Annotated in this window: 15 protein-coding genes, 1 other RNA gene and 2 pseudogenes; 12 read left to right on the top strand and 6 right to left on the bottom strand. The window is 61.9% G+C overall.

All coding sequences use genetic code 11. The annotated features are described in order from the left end of the window. Nucleotides 1-1,312 (top strand): annotated as a pseudogene (locus HMPREF1136_RS11460) (ISL3 family transposase); the annotation flags it as partial. 756 nt (nt 1,313-2,068) lie between these two features. On the opposite strand, the gene HMPREF1136_RS01910 reads toward HMPREF1136_RS11460, so the two are convergent. The 3 genes from HMPREF1136_RS01910 to HMPREF1136_RS10820 all read right to left on the bottom strand — a co-directional run bounded on the left by HMPREF1136_RS01910 (nt 2,069) and on the right by HMPREF1136_RS10820 (nt 6,479). After that, entirely contained in the window at nt 2,069-5,107 is a 3,039-nt protein-coding gene (locus HMPREF1136_RS01910; RefSeq protein WP_009647612.1) for a choice-of-anchor M domain-containing protein, read from the bottom strand. Between the two features lie 402 nt (nt 5,108-5,509). Beyond that, entirely contained in the window at nt 5,510-6,073 is a 564-nt protein-coding gene (locus tag HMPREF1136_RS10500; protein WP_198002799.1) for an IS30 family transposase, read from the bottom strand. Further along, nucleotides 5,982-6,479: a hypothetical protein gene (locus HMPREF1136_RS10820; protein WP_156791821.1), complete on the bottom strand. Its 498-nt coding sequence runs from the start codon at nt 6,477-6,479 to the stop codon at nt 5,982-5,984. The genes HMPREF1136_RS10500 and HMPREF1136_RS10820 overlap by 92 nt, the downstream gene beginning before the upstream one ends. Nucleotides 6,480-7,022: 543 nt before the next feature. On the opposite strand from HMPREF1136_RS10820, the pseudogene HMPREF1136_RS10495 reads away from it, so the two are divergent. The 3 genes and pseudogenes from HMPREF1136_RS10495 to ssrA all read left to right on the top strand — a co-directional run. Continuing rightward, a pseudogene (locus HMPREF1136_RS10495) lies at nt 7,023-7,277 on the top strand (M23 family metallopeptidase); the annotation flags it as partial. Between the two features lie 187 nt (nt 7,278-7,464). Further along, nucleotides 7,465-7,995 carry an SsrA-binding protein SmpB gene (gene smpB, locus HMPREF1136_RS01895; RefSeq protein WP_034504448.1) on the top strand — a complete coding sequence of 177 codons (531 nt, stop codon included), beginning with the start codon at nt 7,465-7,467 and terminating at the stop codon, nt 7,993-7,995. 213 nt (nt 7,996-8,208) lie between these two features. Next, nucleotides 8,209-8,586, top strand: a transfer-messenger RNA (tmRNA) gene (gene ssrA / locus HMPREF1136_RS10490). A 335-nt stretch (nt 8,587-8,921) separates the two neighbouring features. Here ssrA and HMPREF1136_RS10815 read toward each other — a convergent pair. Beyond that, complete coding sequence (locus tag HMPREF1136_RS10815) at nt 8,922-9,305, bottom strand: hypothetical protein (RefSeq protein WP_156791820.1); 384 nt, start codon at nt 9,303-9,305, stop codon at nt 8,922-8,924. A 790-nt stretch (nt 9,306-10,095) separates the two neighbouring features. Between HMPREF1136_RS10815 and HMPREF1136_RS01890 the strand changes: the two genes are divergently transcribed. From HMPREF1136_RS01890 to HMPREF1136_RS01875, 5 genes are all read left to right on the top strand, one after another. After that, nucleotides 10,096-11,490, top strand: coding sequence for a DUF4041 domain-containing protein (locus tag HMPREF1136_RS01890; protein ID WP_009647625.1), 1,395 nt, complete (start codon nt 10,096-10,098; stop codon nt 11,488-11,490). Between the two features lie 116 nt (nt 11,491-11,606). Continuing rightward, complete coding sequence (locus HMPREF1136_RS01885) at nt 11,607-11,966, top strand: hypothetical protein (RefSeq protein ID WP_034504450.1); 360 nt, start codon at nt 11,607-11,609, stop codon at nt 11,964-11,966. Nucleotides 11,967-12,199: 233 nt separating this feature from the next. After that, complete coding sequence (locus tag HMPREF1136_RS01880) at nt 12,200-12,415, top strand: hypothetical protein (protein ID WP_009647620.1); 216 nt, start codon at nt 12,200-12,202, stop codon at nt 12,413-12,415. A gap of 226 nt (nt 12,416-12,641) precedes the next feature. Beyond that, on the top strand, nt 12,642-13,286 hold the full coding sequence (locus tag HMPREF1136_RS10485) for a DarT1-associated NADAR antitoxin family protein (RefSeq protein WP_083836195.1): 645 nt from the start codon (nt 12,642-12,644) through the stop codon (nt 13,284-13,286). A 43-nt stretch (nt 13,287-13,329) separates the two neighbouring features. Then, on the top strand, nt 13,330-13,932 hold the full coding sequence (locus HMPREF1136_RS01875) for a class I SAM-dependent methyltransferase (RefSeq protein WP_009647626.1): 603 nt from the start codon (nt 13,330-13,332) through the stop codon (nt 13,930-13,932). Here HMPREF1136_RS01875 and HMPREF1136_RS01870 read toward each other — a convergent pair. Both HMPREF1136_RS01870 and HMPREF1136_RS10480 read right to left on the bottom strand, forming a co-directional pair. Further along, nucleotides 13,916-14,713: an alpha/beta fold hydrolase gene (locus tag HMPREF1136_RS01870; protein ID WP_232204153.1), complete on the bottom strand. Its 798-nt coding sequence runs from the start codon at nt 14,711-14,713 to the stop codon at nt 13,916-13,918. The two genes, HMPREF1136_RS01875 and HMPREF1136_RS01870, sit on opposite strands and share 17 nt — an antisense overlap. Before the next feature lie 30 nt (nt 14,714-14,743). Next, on the bottom strand, nt 14,744-15,364 hold the full coding sequence (locus tag HMPREF1136_RS10480) for an NYN domain-containing protein (protein WP_232204152.1): 621 nt from the start codon (nt 15,362-15,364) through the stop codon (nt 14,744-14,746). A gap of 185 nt (nt 15,365-15,549) precedes the next feature. On the opposite strand from HMPREF1136_RS10480, the gene HMPREF1136_RS01860 reads away from it, so the two are divergent. From HMPREF1136_RS01860 to HMPREF1136_RS01850, 3 genes are all read left to right on the top strand, one after another. Next, entirely contained in the window at nt 15,550-16,191 is a 642-nt protein-coding gene (locus HMPREF1136_RS01860) for a GyrI-like domain-containing protein (RefSeq protein ID WP_009647614.1), read from the top strand. Nucleotides 16,192-16,305: 114 nt separating this feature from the next. Then, complete coding sequence (locus HMPREF1136_RS01855) at nt 16,306-16,623, top strand: YbjQ family protein (protein ID WP_009647617.1); 318 nt, start codon at nt 16,306-16,308, stop codon at nt 16,621-16,623. A 354-nt stretch (nt 16,624-16,977) separates the two neighbouring features. Further along, nucleotides 16,978-23,589, top strand: a complete 6,612-nt coding sequence (locus HMPREF1136_RS01850) for a leucine-rich repeat protein (RefSeq protein ID WP_009647615.1) — start codon at nt 16,978-16,980, stop codon at nt 23,587-23,589. Nucleotides 23,590-23,847: the final 258 nt, after the last annotated feature.

Raw genomic sequence — 23,847 nt, 5'->3', positions numbered from 1 at the left:
CCTGCTGCTGTGCGTCGCTTGATCGTTGTGATCGGTGTGATCTGCTCGTCGGTTTGGAGGGCTTCCATCTGATGAGCGTGGCTCGCACCCCAGGGGCCCTGGTGCTCGATGTTGAGTCGTGCAACCAGCTGGCGGGCTGCCCTGGTTGCGGGGTGATCGCACAAGGCCACGGGCGCATGGTGGTGGAAGTGATTGACGCGCCCTGGGCCGGGATTCCGACAAGGATCCGGTGGCACAAGCGCCGATGGATATGCCGCGAACACACCTGCCAGATCGCGACTTTCACTGAGCAGAACCACTCGGTGTGCTCCCAGAGCGCGTTTGGGTGTGCGGGCGATCCGCTGGGCGATCCGACAGTTGCGCTTCGAGGGAGCCACTATCTCGGGCCTGGCCCGCCAGTTAGGAACCACGTGGAATACCGTGTGGTCCCACATCAAGCCGTGCCTGCAAGCCGCATCTGATGACCCCGCCCGTTTCGCAGGCGTGCGGGTACTGGGGGTTGATGAGCAAGTGTGGCATCACCAGGACCGACGCCGACGAGGGCCCCGTGAGTTCACCGGCATCGTGGACCTGACACGCGGGGAGGATCATCCCACGGCAAGGTTGTTGGACCTGGTCCCAGGAAGGTCTGGCACCGTGTACAAGAACTGGCTAGAAGAGCGCGGAGAAGACTTCCGTGCAGGGGTGCAAATCGCGACACTGGATCCCTTCCAGGGACAGCAAGAACGCCATCGATGACCAGCTCCAAGACGCCACCAGCGTCCTCGATGCCTTCCATATTGTCAAGCTCGCTGGCGACGCCCCAGGTGAGGTGCGTCGCCGCGTCCAGCAAGACACGACCGGTCACCGCGGGCGCAAGGGTGATCCCCTCTATCAGATCCGGCTTCTTTTGCGCGCCTCGCGTGATCGGCTCACGAAGCGTCAAAAGGAACGCCTCCGTGAGGCCTTCGTGGCAGATGAGGCGCATATCAGTGTTGAAGTCGCCTACCTGCTCACCCAGCAAGTGCGCGAGGTCTTCCATCAAGACACACCCGCCCAAGGCCAACGCCTGGCCGTTCGTCTCATCGAGAGCCTACCAGCCTGTCCCATCCCCGAGATCGCTCGCCTGGGCCGGACCCTACGCAAGTGGAAGGACGCATTCTTGGCCTACTTTGATACCGGCGGAGCCAGCAACGGGCCCACCGAAGCCATCAACGGAATCATCGAACTAGGCAGACGCACCGCCAGAGGCTACCGCAACCCCACCAACTACCAACTCCGAATGCTCCTCATCGCAGGAGGCCTAGACGCCTCCACCCACACTCAACTATGAAGAGCCCGTTTACCTTGTTTTCTATTATTGCTTGTTGGAGGCAGTGTTCGTTCCACCATGGCGGGATCCGTCTTGGTATTTGGGGTTGTAGCCGATGACGCCCGCGCATGACCTTCTCGGACGGTTCGCCCGCAAGAACGCGTACAGTTCCTCGTAAGCCTCAGACTCATCAGGTCGATGAGCTGCCTGTTTTCCAAAGGGGCCTGCGGACGGAGCGCCGATGGAGCCGAGACAGTGTGCGCATTTGCGGGTTCGGGAGGAGGCACCGGGCTGTGGTGCTCGCTGGCGCCTCTCGCGACTCCTGAGCGGCTCGGTTGGCACCTCATTCGCTATGACGGCACATGCTTTTTCTTTGGGGTGCCGATGGAGCGGTTGCGATGTTGGAGGACGTTGCCCACGGCCACTACGGGACGGGCTTAATTTCACGCGCGACGGCTGAAATGCTTCGGGAGAAGCACGTCCGAAGGAGAGCCGGTGTTGCTTGGGGAACACGGAGGCTGGTGGAGGCTTTGCCAGTGCCAAAGTCAGAGTCAGCGCCAAAGTCAGACTCAAAGTCAAACTCGGCGCCAGCGTCAAGTTCGCCAGCGGCTCGTTCGGATGAAGAAGTAGACAGAGGCGCAAACGAAGAAGTAGACGACGAAGCGACGGCTCGAACCGGGAAGGTCCGGGCCGCCGCTCGGCGCTCACATTTCACTCAGTCACGGGCTGGGTAGCTGATCCGGGAGACGTGTCAGCGAACTCTACTTGCGCAGCCGTTTACCGCCTGCGCAGGAGAAGCGCCCAGGCGCCCGCCCCGACGAGTCCGCTACCACCGATCCCTACGAGGATCCACTGCCACCAGTTCGAGCCGCTCCCGTACGAGGCGGAACCGCGCTCAGGATTGAGCAGGGCGCTCACGGGGGTAGCGGGCTTGGTGAGCGCCCGCGTCGTGGGCGCTCCTGACTGTGAGGAGTCCGCGAAGTCCAGACCCGCGACGCCGCTCGACTGGGAGTCGTCGGCGCTGGAAGCGCCCGATACGCCGGAGTCGGAGCTCGTTGACCCCGCGCCAGTCGCCGAGTTTGACGACACTAGCGAGCCGGATACGGTCGACCCACCGGTTACCGGGGTTCCGGTCTGCCCGGCACCCTCGGCGAGGCGCGCGGCGGCCGCGGTCGGGTTCCCGATCGGCGAGGCCGGGGCGCTCGCGCTTGCTGAGGGGGAGCCCGTGGACGGTGATCCGGTTGACGGGGAGGTGCCCGGAGCGGGCGCGGGCTGGCCGGGCCGCTGCGCACCGTTGTTCGGGTTCGGTGCGGGCGAGGGGTTCGGCTCAGGCGAGGGATCCGGCTCAGGCGTGGGGTTCGGCTCAGGCGAGGGATCCGGCTCAGCGCCCCTCTTGATGGCGTCGTCGCCGACGAGGAAGATCACATGGAGGGTCTTCTCGATGGTGGAGCCGTCAGCGAGGTGCGCGGTGTAGACAAAGTCGGTCGAGTAGCGCCCGGGCTTCGTGAAGTAGAAGGCCTGGTGGTCGTGTGATCCAAAGAGGTAGCGGAGGACCATGTCGGGCTTCATCGAGTCGAGTCGGGGCGTGAATCCCTCGAAGAGGGAGGAGTTACCGGTGACGAGGCGACCGGGGCCGGTGAAGTTCCTCATCGCGACCTCGACGCCCTTGCTTGAGAGCTGCGAGTAGTCGACCCGCTGGGTTGAGAAGCCGACCCAGGGGATGCCCTCGAGCTGGGTCTCGGGCAGACTCCACACACCTTCGGGCGCCGCAGCGGCGAGTTCGCTGTAGCCCTTCGCGCCGGCGGGGATCTTCGCGTGCGTCGAGTCGGGGACGGCGTAGGCGAAGGTTCCGGAGGCGCGGTGGACGGGGTGGCGCGGGTCGGCGGTGTCGTCGACGAAGACCTCCGCCTTCCCGTCCTTCAGGGACATCGCCTGATCCATGTGACCTTCGGTGATGATGTGGATCGCCGAGTCGCCGGGACGGGAAGGGGCGGACGGGTTGGCAGGATCGGGTATCGAGGGATTGCCGGGCTGAACGCCACCGCTCGGTGGCGCATCGGCATCCGGATCCGCAGGGTTTGGAGAGGGTGAGGGTGAGGGTGCCTCGCCGTTGTTCTCCGCGGTGATCGCGCGCAGCGCCGAGATCGCGGCGTCGCCGACGACGAAGTGAGCGGAGCGGGACTTGTAGGAGAAGTTCCCGTCCTTGTCGCGCGTCTCGATGTTGAAACCGACGGCGTAGACGCCTGGCTTCGTGAAGACGTGGGCGAGGGGAACTGCGGCTGCATCGACGGTGAAGCCGCGGTTGGGGTCGCGCGTCGTATCGAGGGTGACGTTCATCGCCCCGTCGGTGACGGTCCCCGCGATGTAGCGGCTGCCCTTGGGGCCGTCGAAGGTGTCGATGGAGTAAACGGCTGGCCCGGAGCGCAGATCGGCGGGCATTTGGGTGAAGTCGAATCCGAGCGATCCGTGCTCACCGGAGGCAGGCAGGACCCAGCGGTCGCCGTCGGCGGTCGTCTGCTTGAGTGAGTCGGGGATTTCGAGGATCGGTTCCCCGGGGATCGACTTGCCGTTCGCGTTCACCTCGAGGGTCACCCGCTTGATCGGCACGCCAGCCCGCACATCGTCTTTGAAGGTCCCCTTGTAGACGTAGTGGGCGGGGGAGGAGGGTGAGGCTGGCGCCTTCGCAGTAGAGCCGAAGAGCGCTTCGATCTGCTTACGGGCCTCGGCCTGGGTGAAGGGGGGCTCGGGCTCGGCGGGCGTCTCCTCGGTGGAGAGTTCGCCGGAAGCGATCATCTTCTCCTTCATCTGCTCGGCAGTCGTTCCGATCGGAGTGAGGGAGGTTGTGGTGCCTTCGGGCAGACCGACCTCGTCATCGGAGCCGACGAGCCACGTGATGGTCGAGGGCAAGGAATTAACGGCTCTCTGGGACCAGGTGGACGTGTAGGAGGCAACCATGTCGAGCCGGTAGACGCCCGCTTTCGAGAAGGTCCAGTTCCAGTGGCCGTGGGAGCCAGCCTGGAGGGAGAGCGGCGCGAGCGAGGGGTCGGAAGAGAGCCCTCGACTCAGGGAGTTCGTGCCGATGGTGCGCCACACCTCGACGGCTCCGGGCCCGGAGGAATTTGCGATCGAGAGCTTCACCTCGTCAAGAAGGATCCCCTCGGGCTGGGCGACCTCGTGCGCCGTGTCGAAGGCACCGATGCCAGCCCAGACGGGACGCCAGTTGTCGATCTGCTCCTGGGGGGCACGCCAGACAATGTCGCCGGGCTTGCCAATGAAGTCGAAGAGGCCGCCCGAGGGGACGACCATGCGCGAGACCTCCTGGGAGTCGGAGACACGCGCGTCGGGGGCGAGTCGGACGCAGACGGAGTTTGGGTCCTTGACGACTTTGCGCCCGTCGACAACAGTAACGGTGAAGATCTCGTCGACACGGGTGACGTAGGCGGCGTCAACATGCGCGTGGTGGAGGAGCTTGCGGCCAGCGCACACGTGGGGAACGCGGCCGTCGGGCCCAGGGGTCGCCTCCGGGTCAGCGCCGGGCGAGCCCGCAGGAACCGTGAGGTCGGCGGGCACGAGGTCCCCGTAGCCAGCCTCTCCGGGCAGGTGCTCGGGATCGTCGGGCGCTCCGGGGGACGAGGGTGCGGCCTCAGCGTTGGTCGAGCCGGAGGCGTCGGAGGCGTACTCCGTGAGAGAGGTCGTTTCTAACGGGACTGCGTGCGCCAAGGGCGCGGCGATCGTTGGCGTAGCAAAGAGCGCGAGGGTGAGGAGCGCGGTGAACAGGGCGAGGAGGGGATGAATCCCGCGGTGGGTGGCGCGCATGATGAACCTTCTGGCGATAATGAGAATGAATTGCATTAGCGTACAGGGCTGTCTGCGAACCGCGCAACCTCGAGTGTGAGGTCCGGATCACGCTTGCCGCGTGTAAGGATGCGAGAAGAGTAATTGATGCCCTCAAGGCGCGCGTACGGGCGCGGATGTCGAAGACTCTGCTCGTCTACTTCGCGGTGTTCGCGGTCTTCCGTTGTGGACGCGCAACTCGGTCTGCATCGCGTAGCCACTCCTTCTCGGCCTCTACTGAGAGGTTGTCGACACCGTCCTCAACGCGGATCCGTACCGACGCGAGCGCCCTGGAACGAGAGCGCGACATCTAGACGCTCCTATTCGCCTCCTCCAGACCGAGGGGCGGGCCTACACCCACCGCTACATCTGTGAACGGCGGTTTCAAGTGGTGAGTGCAACGGCGTAGTTGTGGGGTAATTGTTCTATGGGTTTGGCGGGGGTTTTCAGTTGAATCGTTGGTGGGGTCGGGTGTTGAGTTGGCGTTGGGCTTCTTCGAAGGTCTTCGGGCGGGTAGGTGCCCAGGTCGGTGCCTTTGGGGAAGTAGTCGCGCAAAAGGCCGTTCATGTTCTTGTTGGAGCCGCGCTGCCAGGGAGAGTGCGGGTCGGCGAAGTAGACATTGATCGTTGTCTTCTTCGTCAACTCTTTGGTTTTGGCTATCTCGGCTCCCTGATCCCAGGTCAGCGTGCGCCGCAGATCCTGGGGTAGGTCGGCGATCATGTCGGTCAGAGTCTCGACTATGGTATCGGCGTCGTGCGAGAGGGGCAAAGGCCGCAACAGCAAGTACTCGGTGGTGCGTTCGACAAGAGTGATGGTCGCGCTCTTGGAGTTCTTCCTGATGATCAGATCACCATTCCTAATGGCCTGGGCCGAGGTGCCCTTCGGCTTCCTCGGGCCGATCGGTGATCCTGGCGCCCTCGACCCACGACTTGCCTGACGAACGGGCAACAGTGAGCTTGGAGCGTGGTTTGCGGCTCGTGCGTCCCGAGCGCAAGGTTTTCTCTACTTTGAGTTCGTGACGCAGGTTTGCATGCCCGTGTACGTAGAGGGCCTGGTAGATGGTTTCGGCGCTGATCGTCATGCCCCCATTGTCGGGCTCGTGCATCCAGGCGGCCGCGATCTGGCAGGGGGGCCAGTGTTCGTTGAGCTTGGCAACCACGAAAGACCGGAGCTGTGGATCCTCGATCTTCAACCCTTTGGGGCGCGCCGCAAGGTGCTTGGCCTGTTCGTGGGCTCGCGCCGCCTGATACGCGCCCGGCATCCGATCCACCTCGCGTTTAACCGTCGAGGCCGACGCTCCCACCTGAGCGGCGATGGTCCGTAATGACAGTCCTTGAGGGTGTAAGAACTCGATGAGCTGACGGCCCCCATCGTCAAGCGGGCCCCGTGCCCCTCGCCTCGGGTCAACCCCGCGACGATTCTCGGATCAGGACACCCATTCCACCCACCAACAGGGCCTGTACGAAACGTCATCCCCCAATCCTTGGCTCAGCCGCGAATCGTGCAGACCGCCACGCCCGCACGCCTGTGCACTTGACGGACCGCCACCCCCTGGACCAACAGACCGAAAACGAGATCCCGCACCTCACCAGAACGGCGAAACACCACAGCAACCACCCCACACACTCAAGGCGCTGCACCCACCACCTGAAGCCACCCAACTCAGATGACGACCCTGCTGGGACAGCTTTCGGCGCTTACCGCTTCAAGTCGCTCGCTCGATACGAACCACGTCGCGCTTGCCTACCTGATTCACGGCGCGCAAACGGCAACAGATCGGGGTGAAACCGCTGGTCAGACCCTGTCGATCGCGCAATTGGTGGACACGCTGAATACGCAGATTTTGGATGATGCGCGCTTTTCTTCGTTCATCGACGACAAGACGCGCACGGCAATCACCGGCGTTGTTCTGGATGTTTCAAGCAGTATCTCTGCCGACAACTACGTGGACGTGAACCACGGAATGCTCGGCGGTAACTCCGTGATCACCGAATACCTGCACATGCAACGCATCTATGTTTCGCCCGGACAGTCGGTTAGTGCCGGAACAGTGCTTGGCGAGGTCGGCATGACCGGCTATGTCACCGGTTGCCACCTGCACTTCGGTGTTCTGCAGAACGGCGTGAACGTTGACCCGATGGGGTACTTGTAAGCCAATGTGGCTCGATGATCTGATGATTGGCTGAGTCGGAAGGCGGGGACAAGCTCAGCTTGTCCCCGCCTTCCATTGATACTGGCATTTTACGAGGCTTGAGCAAGACCCCTGCCCTCGGACGCGTTAGAATTAACGCCTTGAGTGGCGGGGCGCGGCCTCGTCAATCAAAGAAAGGAGGTGAACGATACCGAAAGACTGGAAGAAGCCGAAGCTGACCGAAGGTGAGAAGCGCAAAGCTGCATTGGACGCGAAGAAGACGATCGCGCGGAACAAGAAGGCGCGCCACGACTATCTGATCGAAGATACGTGGGAAGCCGGTCTTGTCCTGTCGGGTACCGAAGTGAAAGCTCTGCGGATGGGGCGCGCGTCGCTGATCGACTCGTGGATTGAGGTCAAAGACGGCGAAGCATGGCTGTACGGCGCGAACATTCCGATGTACGCGCAGGGCTCCTGGAACAATCATGCGCCAACGCGGAAGCGAAAGCTGCTACTGCACGCCTCAGAAATTGAGCGGATCGGCCAGAAGGTGCAGGCCAAGGGCTACACGATCGTCCCACTGGAGCTCTACTTCATCGGCGGTCGCGCCAAAGTTGAGATCGCGCTGGCCAAAGGCAAGCAGGAATGGGACAAGCGCCAGTCTTTGCGCGAGGCGCAGGATAAGCGTGAAGCTGAACGCGCGATGCGCGCCTACACGAAGCGACCGAACTACAAGTAGCGTACAGGTAGCGGGTGCCAGCTTCGTGCGTGGTGCGCTTTCTGCTGAAACCTTGCGTTTGCTGGCATTGCGCTAGCTGTTGAAACTTCGCGTAAGCGGGGTTACTCTTGGATGTCTGGTCGAACGGTTGGAAGCGGTTCTTCGATGAGTCTTAGGATTTCGTTGAAGAGCCAACCCGGCAGTCTGTTTGCCGGTGAGTTGAAGAACTCAATAGGGGATGATCGGTTTCGACAGTGGTCGTCGATCGAAGTGAAGCGAGCCGAGAATGTACGCTCAACTCGTAAACGATGCGTGCAAACTAATAGGTGCCGAACAGAATCGCACCGACTACGTTCTCGCTGCCTGATATCGCAGCCTGAACCTTTAGTCCGTCAGCCCGGGAGTTGCTTCCGGCCCGGTGTCTGGCGTCGTCTAGGGAGCCACTGGGTGTCGCCCATGTTAGTGGGGCGGCTCCGACACTTCACTAACTGAGCCTATCCAGCGGTGAGTCTGCGCAATGCTGGGGGCTGAGAAATAAAATCGTAGACTGCGCTCGGAGAAGAATTCGGGGCCGGCTGCTGGACGGGGGTTCGATTCCCCCCATCTCCACACATCCCATCCCCGGGCTTCCGCTGGAAGCCCGGGGATTTTATCTATCGGTTGACAGTAGTAGCTCATGAACTGCTGAAAGCTGGTCCGAGCATGAGGGTGCTTTGTGCATTCAAATTGAGAATTAATCGTCACCTTCGCACAGTGCACATGCTCCATCGCCTCCGCAGACTGGACAATCAGGGTTTGCGCGGTAGCGGCCTTCCTCCCTATCCCAGCGCTCAAAGTCCATCTGTGAAATGGTGTAACCGTCGGGGTCGTGATCTGAACCGATCATGCAGCGGCATGGCTCATCCCACTGTGAACTGGGGCCATTTTCGCGGCGGATAACATAGTGGCTAGGACCTGTTGGCATCATTAACTCCTTTGTCGTTAGCCTGGCTTGGGGAATCTGTTGATTCTGGGGTATCGATCTGCTCTGGCTTGCTTCCTTCCCCACAGTTTGTTGATCGTGAGGAAAAATCAGTGAGTGCGTGGAGAGCCTTCTCAGCTTTCTTCGCGTTTCTGCTGTTCTGTTCACGCTCGTGCTGCTTGCTACGGAGAAGCTTTGCTATCCCAAAAGCAGCAGCCGTGATTATGGCACCAACAATGACGCCCCTTCGTTCATACTTAGGAGCGGCTTCTGAAACGGCGTCGCGTTTGATTGTGTCCAGTAATGCGCCCACCCCGCCAGCTGCCTTAGCTTGTGTGGTGAACTCCTGATAGGGTCCTAGGTTACTCATAAACTAGATTTTAGTGTCTGACCCCGTTCAGTGCAAGGAAAATATTGTTAATTCCTTGGGTTGGCAGTCGTCGCATCTGTGCTATTGGCTGTTCTCTAGGATGTGTGTAGCAAGGGTCTGTGTGGTGGTGTGCGCGCGTGGTGGGATTAGGCTGGCGCTGCTGTCCTATGATTCGTTGCGGGTTTGCCACGCGCGACACCAACGCGTCCGGCACGTGGGCCGCCTGTTCCGCACGTGGGCCGTCTGTTCCGCACGTGGGCGGGGTTGCCCAGGCTCGGAATAGCAGGCCCACGTGCGGATAAGGAGGCCCAGGCTCCAGTTAGCGGGTTCGCGTGCGCATCAAGGGAGGTTAAAGCGCATGGCGAGAGGGGTATCTGCGAGCGCGCCATGGTGTTGGACTGCGCGCATCTCGACCTTATGCCTGCCTATGCACACGCACCGCTTATCGTGCCTGGATGCTGCCATAGTGCAGACACGTTGACCGAAAATGGCCTAATTTCGTCGGATTGTACGCGGTGGATCTGCACTGTGGCGACGTGACCCAGCTGAGCAACCCGACGCGCCCTCACGAAGGGCAATCACGCAGGCCCCAGATAGCAAGAAAGCCACACCAAGGCACACGAAGCACGAACCCCAGCAACACGACATGTCCTTTAACCAGAAAATCAAGCCCCAGTTTCGTTTGCCTTGTCGACGAGGCGATGCTCATGCTCATGGGTATGCTTGTCCCAGAAAACCGTCACTGGTACGGTGCATCACGTCATACAACGTATGAGGAGGCAAAGAAGCCATGCCCATCTTCGGAGGCAAACAAATCGCAGAACTACAGCAGAGACTCGCGATTGGGGAACAGCAGTACAACGACGCGCAACGCACCATCGCCGAGCTGTCGGGCCTCATTGAGCGGGCAGGTGGCGGCGAGATTACGAGGATGCGCGCTCTTGTCGAGCAGACGCGCCAAGAGCAGGAAGCCGCTATTGCGTCTCTCCACCAGCAGCACGCGCAGTATGCCACGCAACTCGCTCAGGAGCAGGCAGCTGCGGAGAAGCGTCTTCGCGATATCAACAAGGAAGTCGAAAGGAGCGAGGCGAAACTCGCGCGTGTCACAGCAAAGACAGTGGAGCAGAAGGAGGAGCTGCGCGCCCTCGGGATCCGCTACGACGAGGGCATCAAGATGCTCGATGTCGGGTGGACCGACTACGAAAGTCCCGCCGCCTCGTCAGTCGCGCTGAAAGAACAGCTTGACGAGGTTCGAGCCACGATCAAAGAAATGATCCGTACAGGTGCCGCAGTCGATGCGAGTGAAACCTTCACTTTCAACAACTCCAAGACGAAGGGCCGCAAGTTCGTGCGCGATATGGCGAAAATGATGCTCCGCGCCTACAATGCCGAGGCGGAGAACTGCGTCCTCACCGTTAAGGCAGGTAATGGGAATGTTGCCCGCAACCGACTTGAAAGGGCCCGGGATCAGATAGTTAAACTTGGTGCACTTATCAACCTCCAGATCAACTTCCACTACCACCGGCTGCGCATCAAGGAACTCGAGCTCACGCTCCAGTACCAGAACGCTAAGAAAGCTGAGAAAGAAGCCGAGCGTGAAGAGCGCGCGCGACTACGCGAACAGGCGCGCGCTGAGAAGGAACTCCGGGCCGAACGCGAACGTCTCGAAAAAGAACGCCAGCACTACCTCAATGTCCTGAAAGCCGTTGAGGAAGCGGGCAACAGTACCGAAGCGGAGAAGCTGCGCCAGCAGCTCGCCGAGATCGAAGAAGGCATCAATGACGTCGTCAAACGGGAGGCCAACAGCCGCGCCGGATATGTCTACGTCATCTCGAACATCGGGTCCTTCGGCGAACGTATGGTCAAGATCGGCATGACACGCCGCCTCGACCCCATGGATCGTGTCCGCGAACTCGGAGACGCGTCCGTGCCATTCAACTTCGATGTCCACGCCCTGTTCTTCTCCGACGATGCCGTAAGCGTCGAAACTGAGCTGCACCACCGCTTCGCCGCCAGACGCGTCAACCGCATCAACGCGCGGCGCGAATTCTTCTACGCTACCCCCGCAGAGGTTCGGGAAGCCCTCAAAGACATCGCCGGAAACCTCCTCGAATTCACCGAAGAACCAGAGGCGGAGCAGTATCGACTCAGCCTCGAAGAAGCGCGCGCATCTGCCGGATGCTGAGGTGGCTCCCGCTAGAACCTAGACGCCGCTGCGTGGGTCCAAGGGCGTCTACTCCGGCTCATGGCGACTAAGTGTCAAGTCAGTTTGTTCTGGAATAACTGATGTATCATCGATCCGTGAGGTGGGTGACAAAAACAACCTGGATTCGTATCGTCGCGCTCTTTGGCGTCTATCTGCTGGTGTCAGCACTCTGGTTCAGCTTCGCGCGAGTCTCGGATTCGAACGAGGCCGTGAAGAGCATCGCGTTCCTGATCCTGCTGGTGGTCCTGCCGATCCTGGCGATGTGCGTCGCCACCTGGGACGGCGTGAAGGAGGGCTTCAGCCTCCTGTGGTTGGTCGCGCCATTCGTGTGCTTCCTGGCACCGATGTTCCTGTTCTTTAACGCGAGCGCCCTCATCTACGGGGTGGCCTACAGTCTGCTCGGCTTCGCGGCCCACGGCCTTGGCGTGCTGGTTCACTCGTGCTGTTCCCAGTAAGCGCGCCCGGCCTCGGGAGTGATGACGCGGATAGGAAGCGAAATCGCGGATAGGTTATGGACACGTGGATAGGTTAGTAGCCTATCCGCATGCGAATAACCTATCCGTATCCGCGTCACCTGTCCGCGTGTATCCTCGCGGATTTGTCTCCGTGCGCAGAACACCGTTTTGCCCCGGTGCCGCCTCCGCGCGCGGTAGCATTCCCGGTATTGCGACGGCTCAAGGCTCGCGCAATGCACAAGCACACGGAGCTGCTGAGCATGTTCTGGGATCGGGTCGCCCCACTCTACGACTTCTTCGGCAACGCGTTTAACCGAGCCGACTACGACGGTACGGGTGAGGCGGTCGCACGCGACGACTGCGTCCTTGAATGTGCGTGCTGCACCGGCGCGATTGGCGCCGCCATCGTTCCGGTCCGCGCGCACCTCGAACTCGGTGCGCCGACCTAATGCGAACGCGTGTGAGAACAAAAAGAGAGTCTGATACCAGAATGGGTTCACAGAGGAGTGAAGCGACTTGTTTGTGCGGCATAAATTCGTAACATGAGCGCGCAAGGTTGCGCAGACTGAACAATTGTGAAAGCATTTGCGGTCAGTGGAAGTGAAGATTCTGGAGAGTTTGAGTGTTTTGCTTTCCTTGATCGGAATACTGTGTTGAGCGAGAAAGGGGCTCGTCATGGCTCGTCGGCCTGTCTTTGTGCCTGACTCTGATAAACCGTATGTTTCGGAAGTATCTCTGGATTTTGAGCAGTTTTCTGGATCTTCTATTCAGCAGAAGCAGCGTTCGATTGCGAGTTTGCATGCGTCGTATGTGGCTAGGTTTCCTTCGTCGCGCGTTCTGGAGGTGTCGTCCAAGAGTGAAAGAGACCTTGGCGTTCAGTTAAGCGCGTTCAATTTGATGATTGAGCATCCAGGACGTGGAAGTTGCAGTGTTGAATGTGCTTTCCAGGCTTCAAAAGTATTTCTGCATGGGGGACCGTATGTTGATCTGCTCAATGCCTCGAGTCGTGCGGCAAAATCAGATCGGCGATTGAGGGAAAGTGGAAAGCTCGTTGGATTCAAGTATTTTGAGCATGAATTCCCATTAGAGCCGAAGACTTATTTTTACGACTGGTTGTACGCGTCTGCGCTCTGTCGTCATGACAAGCTCGTTGAGCAGGTTATGATGTTCGATGCATTCACCGATATTGAGCATAATCCGGAGCGGTCGATCAACTGTCAGGCAAGGTCTGTGGCCAAAGTTGTGGGTCTTGCCCGGGCGGGGCTTCTGGCAGATGCCTTGCAGTCACCTCGAGCATTTCTGGAACTCGGGTATCATTAGGTTTTCGTTGACCTGTCACTTTGTTCGATAGTGGAGGAACAAGATGATCTGGGATCGGGTCGCCCCTCTCTATGACGTCGTCGTCAACACGGCAAACCGGGCAGTGTACGCAGCGACGGGGACAGCCGTTGCCCGGTTGATCCGCCCCGGTGACACCGTGCTCGAATGTGCGTGCGGCACGGGGGCGATCACCGCAGCCATCGCCCCCACATGTGCCTCCGTGGTCGCGACCGACTACTCCGAGGGGATGCTCAAGCAGGCACGCAAGAAGCTCGCACGGTTCCCGCACGTCGTCGTCGAGCAGGCGGATATTACCGACTTGCACTACGCGGACGACTCGTTCGATGCCGTCGTGGCGGGCAATGTCATCCACTTGCTGCCTGAACCGGGCGATGCGCTCAAGGAGATCAAGCGGGTCGTGCGCCCGGGCGGCACGATCATCGTGCCCACCTACGTGATTCCCAAGAAACGCGCGCACACCATGTTTCTGAGGCTAATCTCCCGATTCGGTGTGCACTTCCAGGAGCACTTTGATCCGGCCTCGTACCAGGCGTTCTTTGAGCGCATGGGCTGCACGGGCGTCACCTACCGCGTCGTGCGTGGTCGAATTCCCTGCGTGATCGCCTCCTTCACGAACGATCAGTAGGTGCCGAGCCCAGGGCGAAGCCCCGGAGCATCGCCCCGTAGGCGCGCGAGTCGCGGCTCATGCGCCCACAGTGTCCCCAGCCCGGCCACACGACCAGCTCTGCGCCGGGGTAGAGGCGCGGAACCGTGCGCCGCGCCAGTCGTAGGTCCGAGTCTTTCTCCCCATACGCGAACGTGCAGCGGCGCTGAACGTCGGGGGAGAGGCGTGGCAGGGCGACCCGCGAGCAGTCACGCACGATTGCCCGAATGCTCTCCTCACTCATTATGGCAAGGCTCTCAGCCATGGGGCGGGCGACCTCTTCGCCGAAGAGCCGCGCGAGCTTGCGAACTCCTGCCTCGGGATCGCGCATGGCCTTGCGGTGCTTCGCGACCATGATGCGGCTCAGGATTGCGCCGCCCGCCCTCGAGATCGGCCCTCCCGAGTAGAAGCTCACGCCTTCGATGAAGAGGCGGTCGAACGACAGATCGGGAAAGCGCAGTAGCTCGAAGAACACGACCCCGCCGAGCGACGCCCCGAAACCCAGAGACAGGCAACGCACCTCGTGGGACGTCAGCCACTCGTGGATCGCCGCCGCCTCGGCCGCCGCCGACATGTAGGGGGCCGAGGTCTCGTCCCCGTGGGCGGACAGGTCCGGTATGAGGAAACGCAGCCCCGAGCCCATGTGGTCGGCGACCGCGGCCTTCATACGCGAGGCCGAGGACAGCATCGGGTGAACGAGCAGGACGGTGGGGGAGTCGTCCCCATAGTCCCCGTAGGTGTGCATCTTCATGGCGTCGCTCAAGTATTGAGACCATTGAGTTGGTCGTTGACCTTATAGGTATTCGTGAGGGTCTAGCGAAGCTATGAAGTGCTCGCGCTTCATGGAAGTTGTCCAGATCCGTGCATCTGTTTTGATGTTGCCGAATGTTCTCCTGTCAGAGGGGTCGTACCACTTTGCAGCTTCAATCTTCGCAGCTTGGAGTTTGTGTGCCTCGTCAAGGGCGGGGGCAAGGTCTGTGTCTCGTGATGCGAGGGTAACTACGTCGTAGTTTCCTGATCGTGCGAGTCGAACGAGTGCGAGAGCACACATGACATCAACACCTTTTTCCCTGCGTGTTGAACGGACAGGAATTTTGCGTCCATCAAACCATTCCCAGTTGTATTTGAGAGGTCGTAGGGTTACTGAGACCACGCCGTGATGACCGTACTCCCACTTCGACTTTTGTTCGAGGTTCCGGCGATATCCATCTGGGTCGTCAGCTTGGATTGGAAATCCGCGAAATACTTCGACACGAGAAACTTCGACCTCGTGCAAGCCGTCACTGTTGCGTGCCTTCGCAAGTTGCTTCGCGAACCGAAACGGGTCGATCAGGCTCTCCTCGATACGGCGGCCGGGCAGAAAGAGTTGAGCGGCTGTGAGGTGAACGTTCTGATAGTCGATGACGACGGCCATACGCACGGTCATTGTGACGCCTCCGGATAGAGTAAACCCCGCCAATCCCGGAGGATGGCGGGGAGCTATGACAGGAAGTATAGCAGCTGTGCATGGCGTTATGCAAGACAATGTGCAGTGGATCTGTTGAAGACTAGTGCGTGCTGGAGGTCACGATATCATGTGACCCGAGCGAAGGAGTCGGCGTGGCGTTTGACTACAAGAAGGAATACAAGGAGCTCTACGCCCCAAAGAAGGGGCCGAGCGTCGTTGAGGTTCCACCCATGACGTTCGTGGCCGTGCGCGGCAGTGGTGACCCCAATGAGGAGGATGGTGCCTACCAGCGGGCAATCTCGGTTCTCTACGCCATCTCCTACACAATCAAGATGAGTAAGAAGGGCACCCACCAAATCGACGGCTACATCGACTTCGTCGTTCCCCCGCTCGAGGGGTTCTGGTGGCAGGAAGGCGTCGAGGGTGCCGACTACGCCCACAAGGAGGCCTTCCAGTGGGTGGCCGTCATCCGCCTGCCCGACTTCGTCACGCGCGAGGATTTCGACTGGGCGGTCCGCGAGGCGACAGAGAAAAAGAAGATCGACTGCTCGAGGGCCGAATACCTCATGATCGACGAGGGCCTGTGTGTCCAGTGCCTGCACGTCGGCAGCTATGACGACGAACCCGCCACGGTCGAGGCCATGGATGCCTACGCGCGCGAGCAAGGCTACGTGCTCGACCTGACGCACGAGCGCCGCCATCACGAGATCTACCTGTCGGACGCGCGCAAGGTCGCCCCCGAGAAACTCAAGACGGTTATCCGCCACCCCATCAAGCCGCTTGCGGATAGCTGAGGGGCGGGGAACCGACGACGCGGCGCGAGGATCCTGCGCGGGTGGACATGGTGGCGCTCGCCCGGCGACGCGGGTAATGTTGGTCCGATCACAACCTAACCAAAGGAGAACATGATGCTTGTGGTGACGACTCCGACCGTCGAGGGTGCGCCGATTAAGCGGTACATCGGCATGGTGTCCGGCGAGACGATTGCTGGCGTCAACGTGTTCAAGGACTTCGGTGCCAGCCTGTCCAACATGTTCGGCGGACGCGCCTCCCAGTATGAGGAAGAAATCGGCAACGCGTCGGCGACCGCCGTCAACGAGATGTGTGCACGCGCGCAGTCGATGGGAGCGAACGCGGTTGTCGGCGTGAAGGTCGACTACTTCACCGCCGGGTCTGATAACGGCATGCTTGCTGCGATTGCGACGGGGACGGCCGTTATTCTCTGAGGAGGAGCCGCAGGCGCGGTTCTATCCTGACACGTGAACCCGCCGGGTTGGTCACGGGTGACGATGCTCGAGGCCTCCCGGCGGGTTGCCGTCTCTGCGTTCTCGCGCTGTGGCTCGTCGGGGAAGAAGAACGAGCGGGTGAGCAGGTGAAAGAGCGCAGAAGCATTGCAACTAAGGCGATGCTAAACTATAATAGTGTACCCTATGGATCTGATGGGGTAAAGCTCTTCACACATGGTGAGAAGAAAGTTGGACAGGTATAGGTCGAAGCTGCTCACGGCCCTACCCTTGATGCCGGGTGCGCTGTCACGATGCGTGCGCCCTATGCCCAGTTGTCAACCAAGTGAGCCACTGATGTCCCATCGATCAATCACGGCACTGGCGCTGGTCGTTACCGGCGCTCTCGCCGTGACCACCGTCAGCATGCCGACGGCCTTTGCGGCCGATGACGAAAACCAAGCGCAATCCACCGTCATCCCGAATAGTGGTACTCCCACGCCCGAGGACACCCAGGCCTCGTCGAACGGCACACAATCGGGTGCTCTCGCGCCCTCCGACACCACGGACGAGGCCGGGGATAAGAATGCGAGCGTCACCCCGGAACCCGCGGACGATACTCCGACGACGATCATCGTCCAACTGGAGGACGGCAACGTCGGTATTCCCTGGTATAACCGCATCTTCGGACTGTCGACCTCAACGAAGCATGAGACGGTCAAGGACCGCATCGAGACAGCCGTCGAGTCATCCGTGCCCGGTTCGGACGTCACGGACATGCTCGACTACACGAAGGCTTTCGACGGTTTCGCGATCCAGGCCCCGGCCTCGTCGCTGGAGACCATCAAGGCCACGCAGGGCGTCAAGGCGGCCTTCATCGAGCGCCACCTCAAGCCGCTGGTCGTCGAGGGCGACACGGGAGTGAGCGGGGTCGATGCCGTGAACCCCGACCTGAAGAACGGCTCCTCCCTGGAGATGACCCGTGCGAACCAGACCTCGCAGAAGGGTGACGAGCAGGTTATTGAGGTCATCGACACGGGCATCGAATCCACGCACCCGGCATTCTCCGGCCCCATGGATGACGTGCCCGTGCGCCTGTCGCACAAGGACGTCGAGTCCCTGGTCGGCACGCTCAGCCACGGCAAGCAGGGTGCCTACCTGAACAAGAAGATTCCCTTCGTCTTCGATTACGCCGACAACGACGCGAATGTGCTGCCAACCTCCACCAAGGATCTCTCCCACGGCACGCATGTTGCCGCGATCGCCGCTGCCAATGCGCCCGACCTGCAGGGCACTGCGCCCAACGCCCAGATCATCGTCGCGAAGGTCGCCGCCGACAAGGACGGCTCGATCCCGGACAGCACCGTGCTGGCCGCCCTCGACGACGCGGTCATCATCAAGCCCGACTCGATCAACCTCTCCCTCGGCGACGACGCGGGCTGGGGCAGCGAGGCCGGGACCGTGTACGCGGAGGTCTACAAGAACCTCGCCGAGGCCGGGGTGAGCGTCAACGCGGCCGCCGGTAACTCGTACTCGAGCGCCTACTCCAACTACTCCGGCAAGGGGCTGCCATACGCGACCGACCCCGACGCGGGCACGGTCTCGGAACCCGCATCCTACGGGTCGACCCTATCGATCGCCTCGGTTAATAACCAGGATGCCCTGCCCTACCTGACCTACGGAGACAAGCAGATCGTCTACCGCAAGTCGCGCGGCCTCAAGGACGCCTCCGTGCCCAGCCTGCTCGACATTGAGGAAGGCACCTACACCGTCATCTACGGCGGCATCGGGGACGCGGCAGCCCTGGAGAAGATGGTGGCCGAACACCCCGGCGACCTCTCGACGACCATCGTCCTGGAGGACCGCGGCGGCTCGGACAGCGTGACCGGCGCGGACATGACGCACGAGGCCAAGGTCAGTGGCCTCATGAAGCTGAGTTCGAAGCCGGCCACCCTCATCCTCGGCGACTCCCAGGACGCCGACACGCCCTACGTGGCGACCATCGAGTCCACACACACGATGCCGACCGTGACCATCACGAAGAAGGAGAAGGACGCACTGATCGAGGCCATCAACGCCGCCGATTCCCACTCCATCTCCATCACGAACCCCCACGCGGGCCTCACACTTGCCTCCTCGAACCCCACGATTTCCGACTTCACGTCGTGGGGCGTCACCCCGGACCTGACCCTTAAGCCTGAGCTTGCCGCGCCCGGCGGTAACATCATGTCCGCGGTCCTGGGGGGCGAGTACCGTTCGATGTCCGGCACGTCGATGGCGACCCCGCAGGTGGCGGGCATCACGACGCTCGTGCGCCAGCGCATGAACGAGGACCCGGCCTTCAAGAAGCTCTCTGCCTCCGAGAAGACCTCCCTCGTCTCCAACTTCCTCATGGGAACCGCCCACCCTCTGGTAGACCTTGAGCAGGGAGACGGCACCTACTACTCCCCGCGTCGCGTCGGCGCGGGCCAGGTGGACGCGCTGGCGGCCACGACCTCGTCCGTATACCCGAGCGTGGTGGGAGCGGCAAATCCGTCGCGTCCTAAGGCTGACTTGGGCGACGGGACCGAGGGTTGGACCTTCCAGGTGCAGCTAACCAACGTCTCCGATGACGCTCACACCTACACACTCGGCGGCCAAGCCCTGTCCGAGATCGTGGAGGGCGAGCTTTTCACGCAGCATTCGAAGAACTGGGCGGGAGCAGGCATCGACCTGACTTTTTCGGCTGACTCGGTGACCGTCCCGGCTCAGTCCAGCGCGAGCGTAACCGTCACGGTGACCCCTCAGGCGGTCTTCGCCTCGTACGCGAACGCCAACGCCCCCAAGGGCACATTCATCGACGGTGCCGTCACCTTCACGAGCACCGACGGGCAGCCGGGCCTCACGGTGCCCTACATGGGCTTCTACGGCTCCTGGGGAGCCCCGAATATCTTCGACGGCAAGTGGTACGACGGCACGACGAGCACCGCGCACGCCTGCTCCTCGACCCTCATGAACCCGGCGACGGACGTGCCCCTGGGCGCGCTCAACCCGCTGGACGGCCAGGACTCCACCGCCGTGCGCGCCGTCGACCCCGCCTACTTCATCATGTCGCGCTCGACCGCGCAGGAAGCGCCGAACAAGATGCTCCCGCGCACGTGCCTGCTGCGCAACACGCCGAAGCTGACCTACACGTACACGAACGAGGCAGGGGAAACCGTGCGCTCCTACACCTTCGAGCGCGCGAAGAAGTCCTTGTTCAACTACTCCTCGGGCGCGATCCTGCCCGTTGAAAGCCAGGAGGGAAACAACCCGGTTTTCGACGGCTTCGACAAAGACGGCAACGAGCTGCCCGACGGCCGCTACACGCTGACCATCGAAGGATCCTCCGTTGCGCCCTCTTCCACGACGCAGCAGCTGACGTGGGAGTTCACGTTGGACACCCAGGCCCCTACGATCTCGAACGTTGCGGTGACCGGCGAGGGGGACGGTCGCGTCGTGTCCTTCGACGTCTCTGATAACTCGCCGCTGGCTGGTATCGCGTTCTCCGAGTCGCCCACGTCTCGTCACTACTACGACGAGAAGGAAGCCGTGGGCGCGAACCGTCAGCCCGACGGTACCTACTCCAAGCACTACGAGATCGCCTGGAAGGATCTGGTCGACCGCGCGGATTCCTCTGATCCGGCGACCTCCTACCTGTACGCGTGGGACTGGGGTAAGAACCAGACCCGCCAGCAGCTGCGCTTCCAGACCATCCCGATGACGTCCCTGACGCTCTCGCCCGCCGAGACCACGGTCGTAGCGGGCGAGAAGGTCACGCTGAGCGCCGCGTACGAGCCGACGAACGCGAACGTCACCGACCTGGTGTGGTCCTCCTCGGACGAGGCCGTGGCCACCGTCAGCGACACCGGCGAGGTCAGCGCGGTGGGCGCGGGTGACGCGACGATCACCGTGACCGACGCTGCCCAACCGACTCTGTCGGCCTCGGCCACCATCCACGTGCGCACGATCTCCGAGGACACCGGCATTGAGATCGAGCAGACCTCCCTGTCCGTGAAGGCGGGCGAGGAGGCCTCGGTGAAGGCGTACCTGGCTCCCTCCCTGGCGGGTGCCGCGGTGACCTGGAGTGTTGAACCCGCCGATCTGGCGACCGTTGTGGCTGGCACGGATACGACGAACGCGACGCTGACGGGCGGCGACCACGTCGGCACGGGCACGCTGAGCGCATCCGTGACCTCGGGTGGCGCGACCAAGTCCGCGCAGATCCCCGTGACCGTGCGCTCCGCCGACGCCGACGACTTCGAGATCGACGAGAACGGCGTGCTGACCGCCTACAAGGGCAGTGCGACCGACGTTGTCCTCCCCGAGGGCGTCACCGACATCGGTGAGCGAGCCTTCGCGAACTCCTCCGTGGAGAACGTGACGATCCCCGCCGCCGTGCGTACCATCGGCAACGAGGCGTTCATCTACTCCTCGCTGAAGACAATTTCCTTCCAAGACGACGTGGCCGCGCCCTCGCAGCTGACGTCGATCGGCGAGAGAGCCTTCGCGCACGTGTCGCTGGAAACCCTGGCCCTGCCTCGTTCCGTCACGACGATTGGTGCCGAGTTCATCGACTACAACAAGGCTCTGACCTCGCTGTCCTTCGGCGCGAAGGTCTCCGCCGAGTCGATCACCTCGGGTTACGCTGAGACGTCCGCCCTGACCTCGGTCGAGGCCGATAGCGCGAACCCCAACTACGAGTCCGTGGACGGCGTCCTGTTCTCCAAGGACCACGCGCGTTTGATCATGTACCCGGCGGCGAAGAACTCCGGCGGCTCCTACACGGTCCCGGAGGGCACGACCGAGATCGCCAACAAGGCCTTCGCCGAGGCGGGTATCGTGACCGTCACTCTGCCGACGTCGTTGCGCACCATCGGCGATGAAGCCTTCCGCCTCTCCGCCCTCACCGCGCTGACCCTGCCGGAGGGCTTCGACACGGTGGGCACGTGTGCCTTCTGCCTCGCGGCCAGCCTCGACAGCATCGACCTGGGCGGCACTGTCACGATTAAGGGAAGCGCCTTCGAGGGAGTGGGAGCCAAGAACGGCGTCAATTTCCGTTCCGACCTGAACAAGCTGACGACTATCGGAGACTTCGGGTTCAGCCGGACGGGCATGAAGGCCGTGACCCTGCCGGATTCGGTGACCACGGTCGGTGAGCAGGCATTCTCCGACAGCACGGGTATCACCCAGTTCCACCTGGGCGCGGGCGTGACCTCTTTCGGCGAGACCGCTTTGTACAACGACCGCAACATCGCGACCCTGACCGTCGGCGCTGGCAATCAAGTGTTGTCGGCCGATCAGAATGTCCTCTACCGCACGGGGGCAGACGGCCTGCACCTGATGCTCTCCCCGGCGGCTAACGCGATCACCGACTACGCGGTGCTCGCGGGCACGGTTGAGATCGGTGCGTCGGCGTTCGCCAACAACAAGACGGTGACGCGCGTCGTCCTGCCCGAAGGCGTGACGACCATCGGCGACGAGGCCTTCGCCGGCTGCACGGCTCTGACCGAGCTGGTCATCCCGAATTCGGTCCAGACCTCGACGGGCGTCGTGGGCAACTCCCTGGAGATGGTTGAGTACGGTACCAAGGTGCGCTCGATCCGCATGGAGGGCAGCTGGGTGCCGATGCCTCGTCGCATCGTCGTGCGCGGTGGTGAGGACGGTTCCTTCGTCTACGATGGCCGCCCGACGAACGGACGCCGCGAAAGCGCGTTCTTCGGCGAGGGCATGACCTCCGTGTCCTTCGGCGTGGACGTACCGCGAGTCCTCGTCCTGCCGTCCACGCTCACCCGCCTGGATCTCGAGCAGGACCTGAGCGACGAGAAGAAGGCGGACACGCAGGTGTACGTCGCCGGTGGCGAAGGCTCGGCTGCGTGGAACATCGCGAAGGCGGCCATGGAGGCTGCGGGCATCGACGTGTCGCAGCTGCACGCCTACACCGCGCCGTCCGTGACGCTGTCCGGCACGGGCATCGCCGAGGCCGGGGCTGGGTACACGCTCACGGGCGCGGCTGGCTCTCCGGTGGACGTCACCGCCTCGGTGACGGGTGGTATCGCGGGTACTCAGCAGGTGCGCGCGCTCCAGGTCGGTGCCGATGGCACCGAGACGCTGGTGCGCGACTGGACTGACATGAGCGCCGGAGCGGACCGCGCTGGGGGTGTGTCCGCGACCTTCCCCTGGACCCCGTCAGCCGAAGATGTGGCGCTGCGCGTCGAGGTGCGTGACGCCTCGTACCTGACGTCCGTGGTACGCCTGGCGATGCCTGGTGCCCCCGCTCCGAATCCGGATCCGGCTCCCAACCCGGGTCCCGCGCCCAACCCGGATCCGGCGCCCAACCCGGATCCCGCGCCGAACCCGGGTCCCGCTCCGAATCCGGATCCGGCTCCCGCGGAGGGCGAGTGGATGAGTGATGCGCGTGGTTGGTGGTATCGCCGGGCCGATGGGTCCTTTCCGAAGGACGCTACGCTTGTGATTGGCGGATCCGTCTATCGCTTTGACGAGTTCGGTTACATGCGCACTGGCTGGGTCAAGGATCAGGGATCGTGGTTCTACCACCAGGTTTCGGGCGCCCAGGCTGTGGGCTGGGTGAAGCAAGGTATGTCGTGGTTCTACCTTGATGAGATCACTGGAGCGATGGCCACCGGCTGGCTGCGCCTTGGCTCATCGTGGTTCTACATGAGCCCCGAAGGTGTCATGACAACCGGTTGGGTCAGGGGCGGCGGATCGTGGTTCTTCCTCAACCCTGACAGTGGTGCGATGGCCACGGGTTGGATGATGGTTCGTGGGTCGTGGTATTACTTTGATCCGGGTAGTGGTGCGATGGTGACTGGTTGGTTGCGGGTTGGTGATTCTTGGTATTTTTTGAAGGATTCGGGTGTGATGGTGACCGGTTGGGTGTGGATTGGGGGGACGTGGTATTTCTTTTCTGATTCGGGCCGGTGGAGTTGACTTGAGTGATTGATGCGGGTGTGAGCGCCCGAGCGTGCGCCCCTGGGACACCACCCAGGGGGCGCACACCGCTGAAATTCCAGCGTTTTCACAGGATGCTCCGGCTGTCTCCACAGACTCGGCACCTACAGTAGGTGTCATCACAAGGGAATACGGCGCGGGCCGCACGGGTCCGGGATATGCCGACGAGCTACGTTTGAGGAGTCATTTGGGAGAACTCGCACTGTGTTGATGGGATACGCCGAGGGGCCGACCGAA

It is taken from the genome of Actinomyces sp. ICM47 (assembly GCF_000278725.1).
Classification (GTDB): Bacteria; Actinomycetota; Actinomycetes; order Actinomycetales; family Actinomycetaceae; genus Pauljensenia.
This window is presented reverse-complemented; position numbering and strand designations above follow the sequence as displayed.